This window comes from Pseudonocardia lacus (assembly GCF_018531445.1).
GTDB lineage: Bacteria > Actinomycetota > Actinomycetes > Mycobacteriales > Pseudonocardiaceae > Pseudonocardia > Pseudonocardia lacus.
This window is the reverse complement of the sequence record NZ_JAHDTH010000305.1, coordinates 1-6,363: the sequence shown is the minus strand read 5'-3', so window position 1 is coordinate 6,363 and position 6,363 is coordinate 1. Positions and strand designations below refer to the sequence as shown.

8 protein-coding genes are annotated in these 6,363 nt (G+C 76.8%); 3 read left to right on the top strand and 5 right to left on the bottom strand.

What is annotated here, in order from left to right:
- Positions 1-1,933: ATP-binding protein (locus KIK08_RS36305; RefSeq protein ID WP_408004784.1), on the top strand; the 1,933-nt coding region annotated here is incomplete at its 5' end.
- On the opposite strand, the gene KIK08_RS36300 is transcribed toward KIK08_RS36305, so the two are convergent.
- From KIK08_RS36300 to KIK08_RS36285, 4 genes are all read right to left on the bottom strand, one after another.
- Complete coding sequence (locus KIK08_RS36300; RefSeq protein ID WP_214407849.1) at positions 1,920-2,705, bottom strand: PIG-L deacetylase family protein; 786 nt, start codon at positions 2,703-2,705, stop codon at positions 1,920-1,922. The genes KIK08_RS36305 and KIK08_RS36300 overlap by 14 nt on opposite strands.
- Before the next feature lie 95 nt (positions 2,706-2,800).
- The gene (locus KIK08_RS36295; protein WP_214407848.1) at positions 2,801-3,424 is read right to left on the bottom strand and encodes a TetR/AcrR family transcriptional regulator; all 624 of its coding nucleotides are present in this window, start codon (positions 3,422-3,424) and stop codon (positions 2,801-2,803) included.
- On the bottom strand, positions 3,408-4,244 hold the full coding sequence (locus tag KIK08_RS36290; protein WP_214407847.1) for a hypothetical protein: 837 nt from the start codon (positions 4,242-4,244) through the stop codon (positions 3,408-3,410). Before KIK08_RS36290 ends, KIK08_RS36295 begins: the two co-directional genes overlap by 17 nt.
- Before the next feature lie 42 nt (positions 4,245-4,286).
- Complete coding sequence (locus KIK08_RS36285) at positions 4,287-4,811, bottom strand: GNAT family N-acetyltransferase (RefSeq protein WP_214407846.1); 525 nt, start codon at positions 4,809-4,811, stop codon at positions 4,287-4,289.
- A 41-nt stretch (positions 4,812-4,852) separates the two neighbouring features.
- Here KIK08_RS36285 and KIK08_RS36280 point away from each other — a divergent pair, with 41 nt between their 5' ends.
- Positions 4,853-5,428 (top strand): helix-turn-helix domain-containing protein, encoded by a 576-nt coding sequence (locus KIK08_RS36280; protein WP_214407845.1) that lies wholly within the window; start codon positions 4,853-4,855, stop codon positions 5,426-5,428.
- Here KIK08_RS36280 and KIK08_RS36275 read toward each other — a convergent pair.
- On the bottom strand, positions 5,409-5,921 hold the full coding sequence (locus tag KIK08_RS36275) for a pyridoxamine 5'-phosphate oxidase family protein (RefSeq protein WP_214407844.1): 513 nt from the start codon (positions 5,919-5,921) through the stop codon (positions 5,409-5,411). The genes KIK08_RS36280 and KIK08_RS36275 overlap by 20 nt on opposite strands.
- A 38-nt stretch (positions 5,922-5,959) precedes the next feature.
- On the opposite strand from KIK08_RS36275, the gene KIK08_RS36270 reads away from it, so the two are divergent.
- Positions 5,960-6,363: MarR family winged helix-turn-helix transcriptional regulator (locus KIK08_RS36270; protein ID WP_308258116.1), on the top strand; the 404-nt coding region annotated here is incomplete at its 3' end.

Sequence of the window (6,363 nt, the reverse complement as noted above, 5' to 3'; positions counted from 1 at the left end):
CGGCGCCGGCGGCGCCGCGCCGGTGCTCCCGCTGGCCCCGGTCACCGATCCGGCGGGCGTCCCGCACGCGCTGGCCGCCGCGCTGGGGCTGACCGGCACGCGCGGCGACGTCCTGGCCGCCTGCGCCGCGGTGCTCGGCGACCGGCCGGGGCTGCTGGTGGTCGACAACTGCGAGCACCTGCTGGACGCGGCCCGCGACACCGTCGGGGTGCTGCTGGCCGCGTGCCCGCGGCTGGCCGTGCTGACGACCAGCCGCGAGCCGCTCGGGCTGCCCGCCGAGCACACCTTCCGGCTCGCCCCGCTGCCGCTGCCCGGCGCGGACGACGGCCGGGCCGCTCCCGCCGATGTCGCCCGGGTCCCGTCGGTCGCGCTCTTCCTGGAGCGGGCCGACCGGGTCCGGCCCGGGGCCGCGACGACCCCCGACCAGCTGGCGGTCGTCGCCGACATCGTCCGGCGCCTGGACGGGGTGCCGCTGGCCATCGAGCTGGCCGCGGGCCGGCTGTCCGGCCTGTCGCCGGCCGAGCTGCGCGCCCGGCTGCACCGCTCGCTCGACCTGCTCGGCGGCGGCCGGCCCGCCGGCGACGCCCGCCACCGCACCCTGCGCGCCACCGTCGAGTGGTCCTACCAGCTGCTGTCCGACGAGCAGCAGCGGCTGTTCCGGTGGCTGTCGGTGTTCGTCGACGGCGTCGACCTGGACACCGCCGAACGGCTCGCCACCGAAGTCACCGAGGAGTTCGGCCCGGGTACCGACCCCGCCGGCGCGCTGGCCCGCCTGGTGGACGCCTCGATGGTCGAGGCCGAGTTCACCGCGGGCGGCACCCGCTACCGCATGCTGCAGACGCTGCGCGCCTACGGGCACGACCGGTTGGCCGCGACCGGGGAGCTGGACACCGCGCGGGCGCGCCTGGTCGGCTGGGCGGTGGAGCTGACGGCCCGGTTCGCGGCGCGGGCGCAGACCGAAGACGAGCCCGAGGCGGACGCCGCCCTGCGCCGCGAGCTGGGGAACCTGCGGGCGGCCTGGCGGCTCGTCCGCGACCGGCGCTCGCTCGACGACGCGGCGGCGGTGGTGACCTCGCTGATGGACGCGGTCGGCTACCGCGACCTCGTCGAGCTCCGGCAGTGGGCGCTGGAGCTGGCCGCGGACCCCGCGCTGGTCGGGCACCCGCGGGCGGCCGTCGTGCTGGGGGTCGCCGCGGAGGCCGCGTACCAGAGCGGCGACCACGCCCGGGCCGAGGAGCTGGGCCGGGCCGGGCTGGAGCTCGCCGCCGACGACACCGCCCGGGCGTACTGCCTGCTGCCGCTCGCTGTCGCCGCGCTCGCCCGCGGCGCGCACGCCGAGGCACTCGACCGGGCCGTGGCCGCCGCGGCCCACGGTCCGCGCGCCAGCGAGAGCCACGGCATCGCGGGCCTCGCCGCCGCGTACGCCGGCGACCTCGACCGCGCGCGGACACTGAACGACCTCGCCCGCCCCGGCGCCCGGTCGCCCACGCTGCGGGCCTGGGTCGCCTACGTCGACGGCGAGATCGCGAACCTGGCCGGGAGCCGCGAGCGGGCCGAGGCCGACTACCGGCTCGCCCTCGACCTGGCCCGGCGGGCCGGGGCGACGTTCCTGGTCGGCGTCTCGACGGTCGGGCTGCTGAGCGTGCTCGGCGGCGACACCGACCGGGCCCTGCGGGGATATCGGGAGGTCGTCGACTACTTCGCCCGCACCGGCAACTGGACGCACCTGTGGGCGACGCTGCGCGACCTGGCGGCGCTGCTGCGCGGGATCGGCGACGGGGACGGCGAACTCCTCGTCGCGGCCGCCGCGGCCGCGCCGGACGCCCCCGCGGACGGCCGCGGGGTCCCTCCGGCCGGCGTACCGGCGCCGGGGCGCGCGGAGGCGCTGGCCGTGGCCCGGCGCGCGATCGAGCGCAACCTCACGCGGTCGTGACCGCCGTCGCGGGCGCTGCCGTGTCCGCCGTCGCGGCCACCGAGGGGTGCCGCGACCGCTCGACGTAGGCCTCCTCCCGCACCCACGCCGTGTAGGTGTCCACGCCCAGCGCCGCGATCAGCTCGGCGGTCTGGGTGCGCTGCGCGGCCAGCGCGCGGACCTTGCGCGCGGCGGTCCCGGCGTCCAGGACGACGTCGACGGCGAGCCGGTCGGCCGGTGTCGTCACCGGGTAGCCGGGCATGTACACGCCGAAGCGCTCGTCGACCTCGACCCACGCCGCGGCGAACGCCTCCGGCACCGCGGCGTAGAGCAGCCGCGCACCGGCCGGCGCCGCCTGGTCGAACGCGGTGGTGGTCCACGCGGACACCGCGCGGTGGTCGGGGTGGCCGGTGACGCCGTCCGGGCCGAAGGTAAGCACGGTGTCCGGGACGACGCGGTCGATGAGCTCGGCGAGGCGGCCGACCGGCTCGGCCGGGTCGACGCCCGCGCAGCCGCCGTCGGCGTAGCGCAGCCAGCGGTGCTCGGTGACGCCGAGGACGGCGAGGCACTCGGCCAGCTCGCTGGTGCGCCGGGCGGCCAGCGCGTGCGGCGGCCACGTCCAGGGGTCGGCGGTGCCCAGCTCGCCGCGGGTGGCGGTCACGCACACGACGCGCGAGCCGGCCTCGCGGGCCAGCGCCATCAGCCCGCCGCTCAGGTAGGCCTCGTCGTCGGGGTGCGCCCAGACGCCCAGCACGGTGCCCAGCGCGGCGATCCCGGAGGTGGAGGTGATCATGGTTGCTCCTTCGGTCGCCCCGATGGTCGACCGGCGCACTGTCTCGCCCCTGTCCGCGCGCTGTCCTCCCGACGACGGGCGCGACAGCCCGGCGATCAGCCGGAGCGCGGCCCGGCCGGCTCCCGGTAGCGCAGCACGCGGGCGATCATCCGCTTCGCCGTCGCGGTGGCCGCCTCGGCGTCGCGCTCGGGCTCGGGGTAGCCCCGGCCCAGGAACGCGTCGGTCAGGGTCAGCACCCAGCGGGCGGCCTCGCGGTCGGGGAGGTCGGGGTCGGCCAGGCCGGCCTCGCGCAGCCTGCGCACCATGGCGGCCACGTCGTCGATCTGGCGGCGGTCGCTCGCGGCCAGGCCGGCGGCGAACTCCGGGTCGCGGTGGGCCTGGGCGATGACCTCGACCAGCAGCCCGGCCATCATCGGCTCGACGGCGTCGGCGGCCAACTTGTCGACCACGGCCATGAGCGCGGCCCACGGGTCCGGCTCGGCGACGGCGCCGGCCACCACCTCCGCCCAGTCGGCCTGGTCGAGCTCCCAGAGGGCGTGGAACACGGCCTGCTTGGACGGGAAGTAGTGGAACAGGTTGCCGGTGCTGATGCCGGCCGCTCGGCAGATGTCGGCGGTCGTCGTCGCGGCGAAGCCCTTCTCGGCGAACAGCCCCACCGCCGACTCGATGATGTGCAGCCGGCGCATGCGGTGCTGCTCGGGGTCAACCGTGCGTGCCACTGCCTTCGTCGTCCTCCCGTGCCGCGACCCGCCGCCGCCGCCGGACCTCCACGACGGCGACGCCGACGGCGACCAGTATCGGCACCCAGAACTTCGCGGTGCCCAGCAGGACCAGCAACCACCCCGGGGCGTGCAGGTCGGGCAGGTCGATGTCGGGCCACGGGATGTCCGGGAGGTCGATGTCCGGCCACGGGATGTCGGGCAGGTCGATGTCGGGCAGCAGGCCGCGCAGCCAGCCGAGCAGCGGCGCGACCAGCAGGCGCAGGAACGCCGCCAGGCCGAGCAGCGCGAAGCCCACCTTCAGCGCGGCGAGCACGACGTGCCGGGCGGCCCACAGCCGCGGGTGCTCGCGGCGGAACACGGCCAGCCGGGCGGCCACCGACCCGGGCGGCGGGCCGAACTCGTGCCGCGCGGAGGTCGCGAACCGGGCCAGCGACTTCGGCAGCGCCTCGACCAGCTCGGCGGGCACGGGCCGGCCGCAATCCGGGGTGGTCCCGCCGGACGGGCGGGGCACGAGCAGCAACGCACGCGCGACCACTCCCGGCAACGGGCTCAGCACGAGCACCGTGGAGTGGCGGGCCCCGGCGTCGTCGCCCTCCTCGGCCGCGGCGGCGTCGTCCTCACCGCCGTCCTCACCGCCGTCGACGCCGTCGTCGACCGGGATGGGCACGGCCCCGAGCCCGCTCGCCTCCCCGACCGGTTCGCCGTCGCGCAGCAGCGTCGCCCGCGTGCGCAGGCCGTCGCGGACCACGCGCAACTCCAGGCGGGACCCGTCGTGGTCGAGGTGGAAGGGGGCGGGGCGGCCGGTGCGCGTAGACACCTCGCCATTATCAGACCGAGCGCTCGGTTTTTCAATACCCGGTCAGGCCACCTCGACCGGCGGGTCCCCCACCGCACCGAGGGTGCGTTGGCAGTAGGCGACGTCGTGCCAGGCGTCGAACTTCCAGCCGATCCGCCGGTAGGTCCCGACCGGCTCGAACCCCATGGCGCGGTGCAGTCCCTCGCTGGCCTCGTTGGGCAGCGTGATCCCGGCGACCGCGACCCGGTACCCCCGCGCGGCCAGCCGCTCCAGCAGCTCCGCGTAGAGGGCGCGACCGAGCCCGGTGCGCCGCCTGCCCGGCTCGAGGTACACGCTGACCAGGCAGGACCAGCGGTAGGCCGGACGCGCCTGGAAGGGCGCGCCGTACGCGTAGCCGACCACGCGGCCGTCGCCGTCCTCGGCCACCAGCCAGGCGAACCGCTCGACCGACGCCGCGATGCGCCCGGCCATGTCCGCCGCGGTGGGCGGCTCGCTCTCGAAGCTGATGGCGGTGTCGGTGACGTACGGGGCGTAGATCGCGGCACAGGCCTCGGCATCGCGCGTGGTCGCCGCACGAATCAGCGTCATGTGGACGATAGTAGACAACCATGCTCCTATGATGAACAACCGTGACCGATCCGCTGTCCTCCTCCCTGGCCACCGCGCTGCAGGCCGCCCGCCGCTCCCGCGACCTGTCCGCCGGCGCGCTGGCCGAGCGCTCCGGGGTGTCCCGGGCGATGATCGGCAAGATCGAGCGCGGGACGGCCCAGCCGACCGCTGCCCTGCTCGGCCGGCTCGCCGGCGCGCTCGGCATGACGCTGTCCGAGCTGGTGGCGCGGGCCGAGGACGGCGCCGACGCCGGCCACGGACGACTGGCCCGCCGCGCCGACCAACCCGTCTGGACCGACCCGGGCACCGGGTACCGGCGGCGCGCCGTCTCCCCCGCGCCGGGCGGCCCGATCGAGCTGGTCGAGGTGCACCTGCCCGGCGGGGCCGAGGTCGCCTTCCCGCCCGACACCTACACCTCCGTGCACCACCAGATCTGGGTGCTGGACGGGCGGCTGGACTTCCACGAGGGCGCCGTGGTCCACCGGATGGCCACCGGTGACTGCCTGCAGCTCGGCCCGCCCCAGCCGTGCCGCTACGTCAACCCGACCGCGGCGGAGTGCCGCTACCTCGTCGCCCTCACCCGCCGGCAGGTCTGACCCACACGTGGCGCGGCGTGGACGGCAGGGCGCCGCCCGTGCCCAGCCGCCACGGATCCAGCCGCAGCACGGTGATCCGCTCGTCGCGGGGATCGTCGACCCCGAGGATGCGCGGGTCGTAGCCGAGGGGCTCGTCGGCCCCGGCGAACAGGTCCCACACCAGCCGGCGGGTGGCCGCGTCGCCGACCAGCGCCGCGGCGCACTCGGCCACCGCGGACTCGTAGCCCGCCGGATCCCAGTAGGCGCACGACGCGTACGGCGATGCCGCGAGGTGGGCCGGCTTGATCGGCGTCGGGCGGGTGAACACCCACCCGACCAGCCCGTCCGGGGTGCGCTGCCAGTACGGGTGCATGACCCGCGAACGCGGCCGGCCGCGCCGGTCGACGGTGGCCACCGTGGCCCAGACGACGCGGTGCGCGACCGCGACGAAGGCGTCGAGCACGGCGGCGTCGGGGCGGTCGGGGACGACATCGGGAGCAGGTTTCACAACCATGGTTGTGAAGTTAGCCGCCACCCCTAAGATGCACAACCGTGGATGTGGAAGTGCCGGTCGACGGCCTGGACCTCTCCGACGTCAGCATGGTCGCCGGCTGGGCGATGAACGACGAGCTGCTGCGCAGGCTGGCCGCCGAGGGGTTCGACGACCTGCGCCTGCACGACGGCGTGGTCTTCCAGCACGTGCTGGCCGCCCCGCTCTCGATCACCGAGCTGGCCGGGCGGATGGGCGTCACCCAGCAGGCCGCGTCGAAGGCCGTCGCCGACCTGCAACGCCGCGACCTGCTGGTGCGCCGGCCCTCCGACACCGACGGGCGGGCCCGCCTGCTGCACCTGACCGAGCGGGGGCGGGCCGCGGTGGCCGCCGGCCGGCGCCACCGCGCGGAGCTCGACGCCGAGCTCGCCGGGGCGCTCGGCCCGGACCGGGTGGCCGCGGCCCG